Origin of the sequence: Nitrospira moscoviensis (assembly GCF_001273775.1) — a bacterium.
In the GTDB taxonomy this organism is placed as follows: Bacteria; Nitrospirota; Nitrospiria; order Nitrospirales; family Nitrospiraceae; genus Nitrospira_D; species Nitrospira_D moscoviensis.
On sequence record NZ_CP011801.1, the window covers coordinates 1,676,966 to 1,692,804 of the forward strand.

The following is a 15,839-nucleotide window of genomic DNA, read 5'->3' on the forward strand; positions in this document are numbered from 1 at the left end:
GAGTCACATATGTCCGCGGCGCCTTCCGAAGCCTTCACGTTGACGGGCGATGACCCAGCCGCAGGTCGCGAGAGGAGGTGGGCGCCCCCATTCTTCCATGAGACCGTGCTGCTGGCGGGCGTCGTGCTCTATGCGGCCAGATATTGGCTCTACTGGGATCGATTTGTCGAAGGCACGATGGACGAAGCGATCTGGATTCCGCTGGCGATGAAATGGAATGACGCCACGATCTTCGCACAGGACCCGTTTGTGCCGGTCGTCTTACCGTTCTTCCCCGTCGCCTATACCTGGCTCATGGCGTCGATGCTGACGCTGTGGCCGGATCCGGGAACGGTGTTGTTACTCAGTTCGAGCGCGTTGCTCGCGATCTATGCCGCGGGCGTCTATTGGCTGGCCCGGCTCATCGTGGAGCATCGCCTCGCGGCGCTCTTGATCGCGTTCGTTTCGCTGCGCGTCAACGTCGATCTCAGCGGGACCGGGTGGGGCATCTATCTTGGCAATGCGATGCCTCGCGCGTTCCTCTTTGCGGCGACTCCATGGATAGGGGGATTGTTCATCCAACGGGTCCGCTCTGCGGCCCGTCTGGCGTGGGTGGGAGTGGCGCTCGGCGTGGTAGGCAATCTCCATCCGCTGTCCGCGCTGCATCTCTATCTGCTGATGACGGGAGCGATTCTCCTGACGGAGGGGCCGGACACAAGGCTGTCGCGCTGGAGCAGCTTTACCGGAGGCTTGGCTGTCGGGATCCTACCGTACCTGTTGCAGTGGGCGCAGGTCCGCGACGTGACGCCGCTGCGCATGGAGATCCTCCGGTTCCGGGCCGACGTCCAAAGCTTTCCCCAATGGGATGTCATCATTCGGCATCTTCTGTCTTCGTACCTGCCCCCCTGCCTGATCGCGGCGGTCGGATGGCGGTGTCTCAGGTCGCCACAGGATCGCGACAGGGCAGAGGCGAGCATCCGGTTGGCGCTCGTCGCCGTGACTTGCACGGCGCTGGGTCCCCTGTTGGCCTGGCTGGTGCCGCGGCTTTTTGCCGTTCACCTTCTGCGCATGAGCGGATATGTGTTTCTCTTGTGCCTCCTTCTCTCCGGATTTGTCGTGCGGGAGCTGCTGCGGCGCGGGACAGGGATGATGACGGCGGCGGGCTATGGCCTCGCGGTCGTGCTGTTCCTGACCGCCGGGGGCGGAAGAATCGGCGAGATGGTCCAATGGGCGACGGGGACTTCATCGAAAACGATGACGGCGTTGGGCGCCGACGTGGGAGCGCGGGAGGGCGGCGAAACGGACAAGCAGGCCTTTCTTGATCTCTGCCGCTGGGCCCGCAGTCAGACGGATCGCGACGCGTTGTTTCTCGCGCCGCCGAAACGGTTTGCGTCGTTTCGAATCTATGCGGAACGAGCGCTGTTCGTGACATTCAAGGACGGAGCGGTCACCGTCTTTTCAGGCCGATCTGCCGAGGACTGGTATGAGCGATATCGCGAGGCGGCACGACTCTACCAAGCCTTTCAGCCTGACGCCGTGATCGCCCTGTCGCAACGCCACGGCATCGGCTATGTCGTGCAGGAGAGTACACGGCGGGCCGTCGATCTCCCGGTTGTTTATGAGAATCATCGGTATCGGGTCTATCGAGTACCGGCACCAGAAAGGGCCTAGCATGCGAGCGCAGGCGTATCCGAACCACATCATCGGCGGAAATGTATTCGACAAGTACCATTCTTCCAATCCGGTGGCGGGACTGCTCGTGCGGAACTTTCTTCACACCATGCTCGGCATGTTGGCGCCTCTGCCAATCAAGCACGTTCTCGATATCGGCTGCGGAGAGGGTTACGTGTTGAATCTCCTGTGCCGGCAATTGAAACCGGAAAAGGCCGAGGGTGTGGATGTCGTGCTCGATGTGGTCAGCCGGGCGAGGCATGAGCATCCGCACCTGGCATTTTCCGTCGCCTCGGTTTACGAGCTTCCATATGCGACGAAGTGTGCCGACTTGATCGTGATGAGCGAGGTGCTGGAACACCTGGATGATCCCGCGAAGGCATTGACAGAAGTCCGACGGGTTGCGGCGCGATTTTGCTTGTTCAGCGTGCCGCATGAACCTTTGTGGCGCATATTGAACGTGATGCGGCTCACGTATCTGCGCGATATGGGCAATACGCCGGGTCATGTTCAACATTTTTCGAGCAGAACGTTTCTCGCCGCGCTACGCGAGCAGTTTCATGTGCGGCAGCTGGCGATGCCGTTTCCCTGGTTGATGGCGCTGTGCGAGCGACGGGATCCATAAGGAGAGGCCATTCGTGAAGCCGACATTGCTTGAACGGTTAGTATGTCCAGCTTGCAGAGGCACGCTGGTCTTGTCCGAAGCAGTCGAAGATAGTGGCGAGATATATGGCGGCACGCTGCGGTGTGGCACATGCCATGGAGGCTATCCGATCACTCATGGAGTGCCGCATCTCGTGCGCCCGTTGTCTCCTGGTGAAGTCCAGGTGAAAGACAGGTTTGAGCTGCAATGGAGTACATGGGGAGACGAGGAGCGGATTTTCGGGCGGACGAAGCAGGATGTGATGGCGTACTTGGTGACGAATTTGATGCATCCGGCGATGACGCAAGAATCCCTGCGGGGGAAGTGGGTGCTCGACGCGGGATGTGGGCATGGCATGTATATGCGCTGTCTAGCTGAGTGGGGAGCGGAGGTCGTCGGGCTCGATGTCGGCACCGCCGTGAGGCAGTCATACAACAGTATCCGGGGATTTTCCAATGCACACGGTCTGCAAGCAGATGTACTGGCTCCGGCTCTTAAGCCGGGGACATTTGACTATGTGTTCAGTAACGGGGTCATTCACCACACTTCGGACACCAGACTGGCATTCCAGCAGTTGGCCTCGTTGGTTCGTCCGGGTGGCTATCTCGGTGTCTGGGTGTATCCCTTCCGCAATCCGATATGGGAAGGCACTCAGCGCGCCATTCGTGCCGTCACAACGCGGTTGCCTCCACGGGTGTTGCGTTCGCTCTGTTATCTCCCTGTGCCGCTGCTCGAGCTTTTCCCCGCCTATAGCGGAACGAGCCTTCGAACCGCGACATGGCGGCAATGCGCACAGGTCGTGTTCGATTTTTATGCTCCCAAATACCAATGGCATCATGAGGCTGAGGAAGTCCAACAGTGGTTCTATGAGGAAGGATTCGAGGACGTCGTCGCTATGCCCGATCCGGTCAGTATGACCGGGAAGCGACGCGGGGAACCCTGATGTGCGGCCTTGTCGGCATGGTCTTGTGTGAGACGGAGCGTCGTGCGAACTCCTCCGTGTTGGAGCGCATGACGGCGCGATTGCGCCATCGTGGGCCGGACGACGCCGGCCTGTATATCGACGGTGAATTCGGCGTCGGCGTCAGGCGGTTGAGCGTACTGGATCCCGGCGGCGGGCATCAGCCTATGACCAACGAGGACCGGACAGTCGTGGCAGCATTGAATGGGGAAATCTATAACTTCCGCGCGCTCAAAGCCGAATTAAGCGGCAAGGGCTACCGTTTCAGGACCGATTGCGATACGGAAGTTCTCTTAAGGAGCTACGAGGCCTATGGGTTCAAATGCTTCGAGACATTCGAGGGCATGTTTGCGGTGGCGCTCTGGGATGCCAGCCGGCGTGAACTGATCCTTGGCCGAGATCGGCTGGGCATCAAACCGCTCTTCTATGCACGGATCAAGCATGGGCTCGTCTTCGCCTCCGAGCTCAAGGCACTGTTGGAGCATGAAGGGGTCGAGCGGACCGTCAATATGGAGTCGTTGTCCCATTTTCTGACGCTCGGGTACACGCCGGGGCCGCAATCGATCCTCGAAGGGATCAGACAGGTGCCGCCCGCGCATTACCTCCGTATCGGCAGGGAGGGAGTCGAATCCGTCGAATGGTGGTCCTTGCCTCACAAAAGAGTCCACCCCGGGACTGTTGCCGAAGCCGAGCATGATCTAGCCGATCTCTTGGAACAGTCCGTCGGCAGCCACCTCGTGAGCGATGTGCCGGTCGGGCTGCTGCTCAGCGGCGGGATGGACTCGGCCGTGCTTCTGGCGTTGATGCGCGACAAAACGAGAGAGCCGGTTAAAACATTCACGGTGACGTTCGACGAGCCCTCCTTTGACGAGGGCCAGGCCGCGCGGGAAGCGGCCGCATGGTATCGAAGCGAGCATCATGAAATTCTCTGCCGTCCATCGTACGTAGCCGAGCAGCTGTCGTCGATCGTGCAATCCACGGACAATCTCATGGCCAATCCGGCGGCCATTCCACTCCATCTTGTCTGTAAATTGGCCGGTACTCATGTCAAAGTCCTGCTCTCCGGCAACGGCGGAGACGAGGTCTTCGCCGGCTATCCTACTTACGCGGCCGACAAGCTCGCTCCGTTCTATCGAATGGTTCCCGCCGTCCTGCACGACCATCTGTTGAATCCTCTGGTTCACGCGCTCCCAGCATCGTTCGACAAGTTGACGTGGGAGTACAAGCTCAAGCAGTTCGTCGAGGGGGCGAGGCTGTCTCCCGAGCAAGCCCATTATTGGTGGCGGACGATTTTTACCGAAAAGGAGAAGCGGCTTCTCTTCCAATCTGATGTCGACCGGCGCGACACGTTCGGGGTCTTCCGGGCCCATTTTGAACGAACGCAAGGCAACCCCGACTTTCTGAATCGAGCGATCTACTGCGACATAAAAACCTGGCTGGCCGACATGGGATTGCCGTTGTTCGACAACATTGGAATGGCGCACTCGGTGGAGATCCGCGTGCCGTTCCTAGATCATCGGTTGATCGAATACTCGATGCGCCTGGCGAGCTCGCTGAAAATGCCGGGCTTGCGGCTGAAACATCTCTTGAAGCGCATCATGGCGCACCGGCTGCCTCCGTCCACCCTGCGCCGCCCGAAAGCCGGCTTTCACGTGCCGCTCGCCTCATGGTTGTGCGGCGACCTCAAGCCCCTCATGTGCGATGTGTTGACCCCCGAGGCGGTCAAGCGGGTGGGGTTGTTCAGAGTTGAGGTGATCGAGCGGTTGAAGTTGGAGCATCTGACTCGCCGGCACGATCATTCCTGGCGGCTGTGGAATGTGCTGTGTTTCTTCGTCTGGCAGGAGGCGTTTCTCGCCAAGCGGTGAACGGTCCTCGGAGAGATGACCATGAAAGTGATGATCCAGATTCCCTGTCTCAATGAAGCGGCAACGCTTCCGATCCTGTGGCCGCACTTGCCCGCTGTCCTGCCCGGCGTGGATATCATTGAAACGGTCGTGGTGGACGATGGAAGCCGGGACGGCACGGCCGATGTGGCCCGGCGGCTCGGCGCGACGCACATCGTCCGGATGACGTCAAGAAGGGGGTTGGCGCACGCCTTTAAGGCAGGCATGGAGACCTGTCTGCGGCACGGCGCGGACATCATCGTGAATATCGACGCCGACAATCAATACCGGGGAGAGGATATCGCCGCCCTGATCCAGCCTATTGTCACCGGCTCAGCCGACATTGTGATCGGCGATCGCCAAGTTGGGTCGCAGCGCGGCTTTTCACGTGGCAAGCGGCTGCTTCAGCGGTTCGGAAGTTGGGTGGTGCGCAGCCTGTCCGGCATCGACGTGCCGGACGCGGCGAGCGGGTTTCGCGCCTATTGCCGCGACGCGGCGCTCAAGACCCATGTCTTCTCGTCGTACACCTACACGCATGAAACCTTGATCGAGGCGGGCCGGAAGAATCTCACAGTCGCCTCGGTTCCCATCCGAACCAATCCGCCGCTCCGCACGTCGCGGCTCTTCAAAAGCACCTTGGTCTATGTGCTGCGCTCCGCCAAGACCATTCTCCAGACCTATATCGTCTATACTCCCCTGCGTGTGCTGGCGTTGTGCAGTGCGTTGGCGTTTCTCCCCGGTGCAGCGCTGACGGGGCGGTTTCTGTACTACTACGCCACATCCGAAGGCCAGACGGGATACATCCAGTCCTTGGTGGTCGGAATCGGGCTGGTCATGATCTCAGTCTTTGTCCTGTTGTTCGGGATTATTGCAGATCTGGCGCGGGTGAACCGGACGTTGATGGAAGACATGTTGTACATCCTGCGCAGCACCCCGGCGCCGCCGGCCGCCGGAGTCGAATTGGGCCCTGTCCTCTTGTCGCAAGCGGCAAGAGACGATCGTGGAAGACCGGCGATAAGGGGGGGTCGAAGAGCTCATGTCAGAGAGGTCTAGCAGGCGATGATCGCTGCCATGGACCGGTTCTATCGCGCGCTGACTACCCCGCTGTACGACCGCTGGTTGGGCGGAGTCCATGCCGGACTCGTCATTAAAGGGCTGTATCTCCAGTGGATGGTGGCGCGGTTCCTACGAGAGGGCCGTCGGCGCGTCCTCGACGCGGGATGCGGACCGGAAGCTCAGATGGCGGCGCTGTTGGCCGGGCGCTATCCGACCTCTTCGTTCGTCGGGTGGGATTTGCATCTTGCCCCTCAGGCGCACGCACGGCGGCCCAACTTGTCCGTAGTCGAAGCGGATCTGAAGACGCTGGGCGAGGTGGAGACGTACGACCTGGTGTACTCCATCGACGTGCTGGAACATATGGACGACGTGGAGGGCGCGCTCGATCGCCTGGCCAGATCGCTGCGTCCCGGCGGGCTGCTGTTCATCCATGTGCCCGATCCCGAGGCACGATCGTGGTGGACTTGTGCGGAGGGGGAGGTGCCCAATTGCTTTCGCCCTCATCGGACCGGCGATGACCATGTGCACGAGGGGTTTAGCGTCCCGCAATTGGTGCAGGCGCTCCGGCGGCGGTCGCTCGAGGTGCTCGATGCGCGGCCGACGTTCGGGCGGGTGGTCGGGTTGATCAAGGACTTGTTCTCACTCGGGGAGCGCCGAGGGATCAAGGGCATCGGGCTGATGCTCCTGCCGGCGGTGCTGCTCGGAGTCGCGGGGGAGATCGTCTTTCCGCCGAAACGAGGCAACGGCTCCATGATTCTCGGGAGAAAATCCGGAGGCTTCGCGGCATGATCGTTCTGGCCGAGCTCGCCGGGTCCGCCGGTTATGGCGGCGGCGAGCGCTATTTGGACGTGCTGTTCGAAGGCCTGGACCGCTCGCGCTACCGGCCGCTGTTGATCTTGCCGGAGCCCGGTCCGTTTGCGGACACGATGAACGCCCGCGGGATCGCGACGCGGCTCGTCCGGTTGGACCCGCTGGTCAATCCGCTGGCGTTGCTCCGGCTCGTGCGGCTGCTGCGCGAGGAGCGCGTGACCATCTTGCAGACGCATGGAGCCCGCGCGAACGTCTATGGCCGGCTGGCCGGCCGGCTGGCCGGCGTGCCCTGCATCGTGTCCACCGTGCATAATGCGATCAAGGATTATGAAGTCAGCCCGTTCAAGCGCTGGTGCTATGAGACTGCGCTTCGCGTGACGGCTCCGCTCGCCCATCGCATCATCTGTGTGTCGGAGGCCATCAGATGCGATGTGATTCAGAGCTGCCCGCCAGTTGCCGCGCGCGCGGTCACCATCTACAACGGCGTGGACCGCGCATGGCAGCAGCAAAACGGACAGGGCTCTCGCGTCCGGGCCGCATGGCGCTGCGAACGAGGGCCGGTGCTGCTGGTCGTGGCGCGGCTCACGGAGCAGAAGGGGCACCGCTATTTACTGCAGGCCTTGCCCACGCTGCTCGCCCATTGGCCCACGCTCACCAGCCTGTTTGTCGGAGCGGGTTCGTGCCGCGAGTCGCTCCAACAGGAGGCGGAGCAGTGGGGCGTCGGGCAGGCTTGCCGGTTTGTGGGAGCGACGGAGGCGGTGGCGGATTTCTATGCGGCGGCCGATGTGGTGGTGTTGCCGTCCCTGTCGGAGGGATTTCCGTTCGTCATTCTGGAGGCGCTCGCCATGGGCAAGCCCGTGGTGGCGACGCGCGTCAATGGCGTGCCTGAGATCATTGAGGACGGCCGCACCGGGCTCCTTGTGCCGCCCCGTGATGCGCCGGCGCTCGAACAGGCGATCGCGCGGGTGCTCCGGCAGCCGGATGACGCGGCCCGGATGGCGCAGGCCGGTCGAACGGCGGTCGCGGCGCGCTTTACGGCCGAGCGGATGGTGCGGGAGACGGCGACTGTGTTGGAAGCTGGGCTTCCCGGAACGCAGTCCCTGCAGTGTTCACCGAAGGTGGCGGCGTGACCGGCGTAAAAGCCTGTACCACAGCGGAGCTCGGGTGCCCTTGCGGAAGCCGGGCCTGGTTCGATCTGTTTCGCACGCCGACCAGGCGCTATGTCCGGTGTTCGGCATGCGATTTGGTGTTTCTTTATCCACGCCAAGGCCGTGGCGTGGTGGAAGGGTATTTTCGCAGTGCCTACGACGGCGACTATGGAGCAGCCGAAGCGTCGGACGACCGGATGCCGGTCTTTGAAAGCGTCTTCGAATATGTATCGGCCTCTCGCCGGACGCCGGGCAGCGTGCTGGACATCGGCTGCGGCGACGGCGAGTTCTTACATCTCTGCCGGTCGGCCGGGTGGGCCTGCGCCGGGATTGAATTGTCGCAAGGCGCGGCGGCCCGGGCGGCCAAACGCGGATTCACGATGGTGCCGCCTCAGGCGCTGGAACAGCCCGACGGGGCCGGGTCGTTCGACGCGGTCACGTTGATCAATGTGTTGGAGCATGTGGCCGACCCGTTGGTGATGCTGCGGCAGGCGGCGCGGGCCTTGTCGAGGGACGGCGTGCTGGTGGTGCGGGCGACGAACGGTTCGTTTCACCTGGCGATGCGGGCGCCGGCCCGCTGGATCGGGTCGCGGCACGATCAGGCCTTCCATTGGTACCTCTATACGGCCAGGGCGCTGCGGAATTTGATGGACAAAGCCGGCCTGGCAGTCATCGGCCTGCGTAACTCGACACCCAGCCGAGGCCCGGTGTCGCCGGCGCATCCCGTATGGAGCCGGGTGAAATGGACGATCAGCCGCGGGCTGCTCTGGCCGGCGGCCCAAGGGCTGTTCGCCGTGACCGGCGGGCGCATGGTGTGTGCGCCGTCGTTCGAAATGGCCGCTCGCAAACGAGGCGTCCGATGAGCGGCGGCTATCCGAGAGTACGTCGGCCGTTGCGGAAGAGAGTACGGCGGTGGGTGGCCGTCCTGCTGTTGTGCCTCTTGGGCGCGGCGGCGGCCTTGGGCCTGCGGGGTCTGCTCGATTCCGTCGGTTCATCCAAACATACGCGTTATGAGCCGGTCGATGTGCCGCCCTCGTCGGTCTCGCCGCGGCACGAGCGGGAGCGCGAGGAATTGCAACGCCGGGATCGCGCCGTCTCGGAGAAGGCTCCGTAACCATGTGCGGCATTTGCGGGATCATTGGACCCGACGATGGCGAGGCGCTGCGGCCGATGCTGCGGCGATTGATTCATCGCGGGCCGGATGAGGAGGGCATCCATCGCGAAGCCGGCATCGCGCTGGGCGCGAGACGGCTGCGCGTCATCGATCCGGCCGGCGGCCATCAGCCGGTGCAGAACGAAACCGGCGCGATCTGGGCCGTGATGAACGGCGAGATCTATAACTATCGCGCGCTGCGCGAGGAGCTGATGCGGAAGGGGCACCGGCTCACGTCCCGCTGCGACACCGAGGTGCTGGTGCACCTCTACGAAGAGGAAGGCCTGGCGGGCTTCCACCGGCTCCGCGGCATGTTCGCGATCGCGCTCTGGGATGGGGAGCGGCGCGAAGCCTATTTGCTGAGGGATCGGCTCGGCATCAAGCCCCTCTATTATACGGTCCGGCTTCCGGAGGCCGGTCTCGGGAGCCGGGTCTTCTTTTCATCCGAGCTGCCGTCGCTGTTGGCGGCGCTTCCGGAGTGGCGTCTGCGGCCCGAGGCCGTCGCCGGGTACTTGACGCATCTCTATGTGCCGGGACCGGACACGATCGTCGAAGGGGTCTATCAGCTCCGGCCGGGCGAGGCGATGAAGATGGCGGACGGCAGGGTGGAATTCGTCCGCTACTATCGGCCCCAGCCGGATCCGTCTCCTGTCCGTGATTGGACTGCCGGCGTCGAGCAGGAGGCGATGCTCGCGGTGCTGCGGGACGCGGTGTCTTCCCACCTGGTGAGCGATGTGCCGCTCGGCTTGTTCTTATCGGGCGGCCTGGATTCCGCCGCGCTACTGGCGCTGATGCAGGAGGCGGGCGGCGGGCCGGTGAAGACCTTTTCCATCGGCTACGAGCATCCAGCCGATCAATCGTTCAATGAGCTGGCCGCGGCGCGGCAACTGGCCCGGCACTTCGGAGCCACACACAGCGAAACGATCCTGGCTCCCGACGTGCGCGCGCTGTTGCCGCGGGTGGTGGAAGCCATGGGCGAGCCCTTCGCCGACTCGTCGGCGATCCCGACGTTTCTCATATCCGAAGTGGCGCGGCGGTCGGTCACCGTGGCCTTGTCCGGCATCGGCGGCGACGAACTCTTCGGCGGCTATCCGCGGTATCTCGGCATGCGGGCCGCGGCCCGCTATCAACACGTGCCGCCCACCGTTCGGACCTGGCTCGCGAAGGTCGGAGGGAGGACCTTGCGGGAATCAGGCGGCGGGCGCGATCAGGTTGGGCGACTGAAGCGATTTTTGATGGATGGGCACCGGCCGCTTGCGGAGCAGTATCGCCGCTGGACGACGTTCATACCGGGTGAATGGGAAGACCGGCTGTGGAGCTCGAATTTTGAAGCCATGATGGCGCTGGAGTCCGCTCACAGCCTCGTGGAAACGCTGTTCGATGAATGGCCTTCCTCCGATCCGTCAGACTGTGCGATGGGCGTCGATCTGCAGACCTATCTGCCGGACGATCTCCTTCGGATGGGCGATCGGATGAGCATGGCCCATTCCCTCGAGCTGCGGGTGCCCTTTTGCGACGATCGTATCGTCGCGCATGCGCTCCGCATCCCGGCGCCGGCGCGGTTCAGGGGCCGGCGGTTGAAAGGTTTCATGCGCCGGATGCTCCGCGGTCTGGTGCCGAACCCAATCTTGGATGCGCCGAAGCAGGGCTTCATGGTCCCGCTGGCCCGCTGGTTGCGGGAGGATCTCGACGACATGGTCCGTGATCTGCTCTCGGACGACGCCGTCCGGCGTCGGGATTATGTGAAGCCGGCCTATGTGCGGTGGCTCCTCCAAGCGCATCACGGCGGGCGGCGCAATTGCGCCGATCAACTCTATGCCCTCATGGTGCTGGAGCTGTGGCATCGCTCGGTGGAGGCGCGAACCGACGCGCCCGTCGCGGAGGCGGCGTTGTCATGAAGCTCGCCATGTTGGCCGAGGTGACGGCCGAAAAGGTGATCGGTGGAGCCGAGCGGGTGCTGCGTCACCAGGCGCTCGGTCTCGCCGCGCTGGGGCATCACGTCGAGCTGCTGGTGCGCGCACCGGAAGGAACCGTTACCGATGCCGTGACGATCGGCGGGATTCGCGAGCGGCGCTATGTCGTCGATCGCGCGCATGAGGCTTCGTTTGTCTGGTCGTCGGTCCGCCGGTCGGTCGAGGCGTTCGACCGGCAGCGGCGCACGGAGCCGCTGGAAGCCGTCGTAATCCATCAAGCATTGGCCGGATTGGGGCCGATCCTGTCCCGCCGCCACGCGGCCTCGCGCTGGATCTACGTCTGCCATTCGCTCGCCCATGAGGAATACGCGACGAGACAGGCAGCGGCGCGGTCCAACGGGTTGCGCCGCTATCTCAATGGGCATGCGCGGCGCTGGATCGAACGGACCGTGATGAGCCGCTGCGACCGGGTGGTCGTTCTAAGCGAATACATGCGCCGGCGCGTGATGGAGACGCACGGCATGCCGGCCGAACGCATCGTGCTGATTCCCGGCGCGACGGATCCGCAAACCTTCGTACCCGTCGTTGATCGTAAAGCAAGCCGCGCCGCCCTCTGCCTCCCGGCACACCGGCGCGTGCTGTTCACCGTCCGGAATCTCGTGCCCCGCATGGGCTTGGAGAATGTGTTGGACGCGATGGCGCTGTCGCGGACCGCGAGAGAGACCTGCACGTTGGTGATCGGGGGCGAAGGGCCGTTGCATGCCGCGCTCGAAGCCGGCATCCGGAAGCGCGGATTGGCGGGAGCCGTCCGGTTGATCGGATTCGTGCCGGAAGCCCGATTGGCGGCCTATTATCAGACCGCCGACCTGGTCCTGATGCCGAGTCTGCAGTTGGAGGGATTCGGACTGGTGACGGTCGAAGCGATGGCCTGCGGTACGCCGGTGCTCGGCACGCCGGTCGGCGCGATTCCGGAAATTCTGAGCCAGGTCGATCCCATCCTGGTCGCGCAGGGGACCGACGGCCGATCGCTCGCCACAGCTCTGGAAACGCTGCTGCGACGTATCGACGTGCCCGGCGAATACGAACGGTTGGCCGGAAAAGGTCGCGCGCTGATCGAACGGCGATACAACTGGGCTGATCATTGCGCGGATCTGGTCGGACTGTTGGACGGCCGGATCGAACGGAAGAACGCTGCGTAATCTCATGGCGCCTCGGAAAGTCATCCATATCATTACCCGGCTGGATCGCGGCGGGTCGGCACAAAATACGATGCTGACCGTGTTGGGTCACGATCGCACCCAGTTCGAGCCGATCGTCATCACCGGCGACTCCCGCATGGAAGATGCGCAGGGCGGCCTCCGGGCGACCGCCGACAATCTGCGGAGGTTGGAGAAAGAGCACATCCGGTATCACGTCATCCCCTCGCTCGTTCGGCGGGTCAGTGCGCGCCGGGATCTCGTCGCGCTGTGGAATCTCTATCGGCTGTTGCGAAGGGAGCGGCCGGCGATCGTCCATACGCACACGTCGAAAGCCGGCGTGTTGGGCCGGCTCGCCGCATGGTGGGCCGCGGTGCCGGCGGTCATCCATACGCCGCACGGCCACGTGTTCTACGGCCATTTCGACCGGCTGCGCTCATGGCTGTGTCTGATGATCGAGCGCCTGCTGGCGCGGATCACCAGCCGTCTCATCGCACTGACCGGCGCCGAGCGCCAGGAGCATCTTGATCGCCATGTGGGAACGGCCGAGCGGTTCGCGGTCATTCCGAGCGGCATCGACGTGGAGCGGTTTCGCCGCGTCCGGGCCGGCGGCAAACTGGTGCCCGACTGGTTCGGCTGTCCTCCGAATAGCCGGATCGTCGGCTCGGTCGGCTGGTTGACCGGCATTAAAGGGCATCGTGTCTTGGTGGAAGCCGTCGCGATATTGAAACAAGAGTTTCCGACCCTGCATCTCGTCATCGCCGGAAGCGGCGACCGGCGCGAGGCGCTGATCGAGCAGGCCCGGCAAGCCGGCATCTCCCACGCCGTGCATCTTCCGGGACATCGCGAACAGGTTGAGGACTGTCTCAAGGGTTTCGATTGCTTCGCCCTCCCGTCGCTCAACGAGGGGATGGGCCGGGCGTTGATTGAAGCGATGGCGGCCGGCTTGCCGATCGTGGCCAGCCGGGTGGGGGGGATTCCCGCCGTCGTGCAGGATGGAGTGAACGGTCTGCTGGTTCCGCCGGGAGAGAGCCGGGCGCTTGCAGAGGCGCTGCGTTCGGTGCTGCGCGATCCTCAATGGGCGCGGCGATTAGGGGAGCAGGCCGGCCGATCGATCGGAGAGGAATACGGGATCGACCGGATGGTGCGCGCGATCGAAACGGCCTATCGGGAAGCCCATGGCTAAACGACACGTCATGGCGGCCGGTCGCGCGGGCTTTGCGCTGCTGTGGCTGTTCTCGGCGCCACTCGTACGCGCAGAGAGCCCAACCCCGGCGCGAATCCCGTTGCGCGCCGCCGTCCATGTCCACAGTACCGTCAGCACCGGCACGTTGAGTCCGGAGTCGCTGGCGCAGCGGGCCGAACGGCAGGGATTGGATGTCCTGATTCTGTCCGAGAACTTCACGCTCCGCTACGACTATGGTCTCCGTCCGTTGGAAGGGATTCTCAAATACGGAGTCTCCTTCCCGTCCGTCTTGGACTATGGAATCGAGCGGTTTCTCACCGAGCTGCGCGAGGTCCGGCGGCGGCATCCGAAGTTGATCATCATGCCGGGTGTAGAAGTGGCACCCCACTATTATTGGACCGGGTCGCTTCTGGCGGGCGACCTCACGATGCACAATGCGCAGCGCAATGTCTTGGTGATCGGGCTAGAGAAGAGCGAGGATTACGCACGGATGCCGGCGCGCGGCAATCCCCATTCCTTCGTCTGGGACGGGAAGAGTCTCGCGAACGCCGCGCCGTTCCTCCTCCTGGCCGTGCCGGCTATCCGGCTGTGGCTGCCCCGCCGTCGGGAGAAAGAGGCGTGGCGTCATTCGCATCAGACAATTCGGCGGATGGCGGCTGCCGCGGGTCTTGTGCTGACGGCGGGACTCGCGGCCAACGCCTGGCCGCTGACCAGCCCGCGGTTCAGTTCCTACGACGCACAAGCCGGCTACCGGCCCTATCAAGCGGTCATCGACGCGGCGATTGAGCGGGGCGCGTTGGCGTTTTGGTCCATGACGGAGGCGCGGGATTTCAGCCGGCATTCCTTCGGTCCGCTGACCGTCACCGTCAAGACCGATCCTCATCCCGACAGCCTCCTCTTGACTCAGGGCTACACCGGCTTCGGCGGGCTCTATCAGGACACCCGGCGCGTCACCGCTCCGGGCGGGGTGTGGGATCAAGTCGTGCAGGCGCGATTGAATGAGGGCGGGCCGGTTCCGACCATGATCGGGGAAGTCGCGTTCCACGGCTTACAGGACGCGGGAAAGGATTTGGATCGGGTCTACACCGTCGTGCTGGTCACCGAACGGACGCAGGCCGGCGTACTGGAAGCGTTGCGCACGGGCCATGCCTATGCGGCGGCGAGAGGTGACGGAGATATCCTGCTCCAGTTGGACGAGTTCAGCGTCAGCGATCGTCGCCGCTCGGCCGGGATGGGAGACCGGCTGGAATCGGAAGGGGGAAGGCCGGTGACGGTTCGCGTCGCGGTGTCGGCCGCTGATCGCGACGCTCATCCGGTCCGGCTCAGGGTGATTCGCGCCGGACAGGTGGTCGGCCAGATCGAAGGGCGGACTCCGCTGCGGTACGAGCTGACCGACGGCGACGCGCCGGCCGATCGCTGGCTGCCGTATCGGGTGGAAGCGATCGCTCAGAGCGGCGAGCTGCTGACGAACCCGGTGTATGTGTTGAAAGTTAAAAGTAAAAAGTAAAAAGGAAAAAGTATTGAGAGCCATGCGCGTCACGATCCATCAACCGCAGTTCCTGCCCTGGTTGGGGTATCTCGACAAGATCGACCAGGCGGACCTCTTTATCGTATTGGATACCGTCCAGTTCAAAAAGAACGAATGGCAGAATCGCAACCGCATCCGCACGCCGAAGGGCTGGCAATGGCTCACGGTGCCGGTGCTGCAGCGCTTCGGCCAGCGGATTCACGAGGTGAGCATCAATCAGACGGTCAACTGGCGGGCGCAACATCTGCGCGCGCTGGAGATGCACTATGCCCGCGCTCCGTATCGCGACCCATATCTGGACGAACTCCGTGCCTTGTACGCCATGCCCTGGGAGAAGCTCGCGGACCTCAACTTGGCGGTGATCGAATGGCTGCTGCGGTCTTTCGGCATCGCGACGCCGGTTCGTCGTGCCTCCGAATGGCGGGCGCGGGAAGAGCCGACGGATCGGCTGATCGATCTCTGCCGGTCGGCCGGCGCGGCCGACTATCTTGCCGGTCCCGGCGCCGACCGGTACATGGACAAACCACGCTTTGAAGCGTCCGGTATTGCGCTCATCATGCAGGCGTTCCACCATCCCCGGTATCGCCAGCTGTACGAGCCGTTCGAGCCGAACGTGTCCGCGATCGATTTGCTGTTCATGCAGGGGGCCGAGGCCCTGGCGACGTTGCGCCGGTCGCGAGTACAGGCGCCCATGCCCGTCGTATAGGAGGGA

General features: G+C 63.5%; 14 protein-coding genes. All 14 read left to right on the forward strand.

Going from position 1 to position 15,839, the window contains the following annotated elements:
* Window positions 1-9: 9 nt before the first annotated feature.
* From NITMOv2_RS08235 to NITMOv2_RS08300, 14 genes are read left to right on the forward strand one after another with little or no spacing between them, the layout of a single operon-like run.
* Window positions 10-1,650 (forward strand): DUF6798 domain-containing protein, encoded by a 1,641-nt coding sequence (locus NITMOv2_RS08235; protein ID WP_145976228.1) that lies wholly within the window; start codon window positions 10-12, stop codon window positions 1,648-1,650.
* A gap of 1 nt (window position 1,651) precedes the next feature.
* Window positions 1,652-2,275: a class I SAM-dependent methyltransferase gene (locus tag NITMOv2_RS08240; RefSeq protein WP_053379408.1), complete on the forward strand. Its 624-nt coding sequence runs from the start codon at window positions 1,652-1,654 to the stop codon at window positions 2,273-2,275.
* Window positions 2,276-2,288: 13 nt separating this feature from the next.
* The gene (locus NITMOv2_RS08245) at window positions 2,289-3,236 is read left to right on the forward strand and encodes a methyltransferase domain-containing protein (protein ID WP_145976229.1); all 948 of its coding nucleotides are present in this window, start codon (window positions 2,289-2,291) and stop codon (window positions 3,234-3,236) included.
* On the forward strand, window positions 3,236-5,119 hold the full coding sequence (asnB, locus tag NITMOv2_RS08250; RefSeq protein WP_053379410.1) for an asparagine synthase (glutamine-hydrolyzing): 1,884 nt from the start codon (window positions 3,236-3,238) through the stop codon (window positions 5,117-5,119). The genes NITMOv2_RS08245 and asnB (NITMOv2_RS08250) overlap by 1 nt, the downstream gene beginning before the upstream one ends.
* Before the next feature lie 21 nt (window positions 5,120-5,140).
* Window positions 5,141-6,190 (forward strand): glycosyltransferase family 2 protein, encoded by a 1,050-nt coding sequence (locus NITMOv2_RS08255; RefSeq protein ID WP_202967332.1) that lies wholly within the window; start codon window positions 5,141-5,143, stop codon window positions 6,188-6,190.
* Window positions 6,191-6,208: 18 nt separating this feature from the next.
* Window positions 6,209-6,982, forward strand: a complete 774-nt coding sequence (locus tag NITMOv2_RS08260) for a class I SAM-dependent methyltransferase (RefSeq protein WP_053379412.1) — start codon at window positions 6,209-6,211, stop codon at window positions 6,980-6,982.
* The gene (locus tag NITMOv2_RS08265; RefSeq protein ID WP_053379413.1) at window positions 6,979-8,133 is read left to right on the forward strand and encodes a glycosyltransferase family 4 protein; all 1,155 of its coding nucleotides are present in this window, start codon (window positions 6,979-6,981) and stop codon (window positions 8,131-8,133) included. The genes NITMOv2_RS08260 and NITMOv2_RS08265 overlap by 4 nt, the downstream gene beginning before the upstream one ends.
* Entirely contained in the window at window positions 8,130-9,014 is an 885-nt protein-coding gene (locus NITMOv2_RS08270) for a class I SAM-dependent methyltransferase (protein ID WP_145976230.1), read from the forward strand. Before NITMOv2_RS08265 ends, NITMOv2_RS08270 begins: the two co-directional genes overlap by 4 nt.
* Window positions 9,011-9,265: a hypothetical protein gene (locus tag NITMOv2_RS08275; RefSeq protein ID WP_053379415.1), complete on the forward strand. Its 255-nt coding sequence runs from the start codon at window positions 9,011-9,013 to the stop codon at window positions 9,263-9,265. Before NITMOv2_RS08270 ends, NITMOv2_RS08275 begins: the two co-directional genes overlap by 4 nt.
* A 2-nt stretch (window positions 9,266-9,267) precedes the next feature.
* The gene (asnB, locus tag NITMOv2_RS08280; RefSeq protein WP_053379416.1) at window positions 9,268-11,202 is read left to right on the forward strand and encodes an asparagine synthase (glutamine-hydrolyzing); all 1,935 of its coding nucleotides are present in this window, start codon (window positions 9,268-9,270) and stop codon (window positions 11,200-11,202) included.
* Window positions 11,199-12,416: a glycosyltransferase family 4 protein gene (locus NITMOv2_RS08285; RefSeq protein ID WP_053379417.1), complete on the forward strand. Its 1,218-nt coding sequence runs from the start codon at window positions 11,199-11,201 to the stop codon at window positions 12,414-12,416. The genes asnB (NITMOv2_RS08280) and NITMOv2_RS08285 overlap by 4 nt, the downstream gene beginning before the upstream one ends.
* A gap of 4 nt (window positions 12,417-12,420) precedes the next feature.
* Window positions 12,421-13,599: a glycosyltransferase family 4 protein gene (locus NITMOv2_RS08290; RefSeq protein WP_053379418.1), complete on the forward strand. Its 1,179-nt coding sequence runs from the start codon at window positions 12,421-12,423 to the stop codon at window positions 13,597-13,599.
* Window positions 13,592-15,106 carry a hypothetical protein gene (locus NITMOv2_RS08295; RefSeq protein ID WP_145976231.1) on the forward strand — a complete coding sequence of 505 codons (1,515 nt, stop codon included), beginning with the start codon at window positions 13,592-13,594 and terminating at the stop codon, window positions 15,104-15,106. Before NITMOv2_RS08290 ends, NITMOv2_RS08295 begins: the two co-directional genes overlap by 8 nt.
* Before the next feature lie 22 nt (window positions 15,107-15,128).
* Entirely contained in the window at window positions 15,129-15,833 is a 705-nt protein-coding gene (locus tag NITMOv2_RS08300) for a WbqC family protein (protein ID WP_053379420.1), read from the forward strand.
* Window positions 15,834-15,839 lie beyond the last annotated feature (6 nt).